1 pseudogene is annotated in these 562 nt (G+C 52.5%); it reads right to left on the bottom strand.

Features of this window, described 5'->3' with window-relative positions:
• Positions 1–562 (bottom strand): annotated as a pseudogene (locus AACS92_RS03625) (host specificity protein J); the annotation flags it as partial.

Below are 562 nucleotides of genomic sequence, written 5' to 3'. Positions count from 1 at the left end.
TGTAGAGATAATCCACATCCCGTGGCATATCCGCCAGTACGTTCATGTTATTGTTGGCCCAGTAGGTCATCCCCCGGAAGATACCGGCGATATCCCGCAGTACCGTCCATGCCTCTTCCTGTGACTGGATATACACATTGCAGGTGTGACGCGGCTCGGTGCCCCCTTTACCGTCCGGCACAGACTGATCGCAATACTGGGCAATCCGGTATAAGTCCCATTTGGCGAGACTTAAGTTTTCGGTCTTCACCCGTGAGCCAATGCTGAACCGGTCGTTGATCATCAGGTCATACAGCACCCATGCCGGGTTATCCGTCCATGCCCATTTAAACTGCCCTGACCACACACCGGAGTAACTACGGGCTTCAGGGTTATAATTATCCGGCACACGGATCACCCGCATCTTCGGCTCACAGGAAACCTGCGGAATATTACGAAACTGTTTGGCATCAAACTGAACAAACAACAACGCGGTTTCGGGGTAACTCAGCTTGGCGTCAATCACCTCGGTAATGGCTTCAATCATCATCGCATCGGCAATCCGGTTGCTGTTCTGCTTGGG

It is taken from the genome of Xenorhabdus sp. KJ12.1 (assembly GCF_963876495.1).
Classification (GTDB): Bacteria; Pseudomonadota; Gammaproteobacteria; order Enterobacterales; family Enterobacteriaceae; genus Xenorhabdus; species Xenorhabdus stockiae.
The sequence above is the reverse complement of the archived record's forward strand: the minus strand, read 5'-3'. Positions and strand labels throughout refer to the sequence as shown.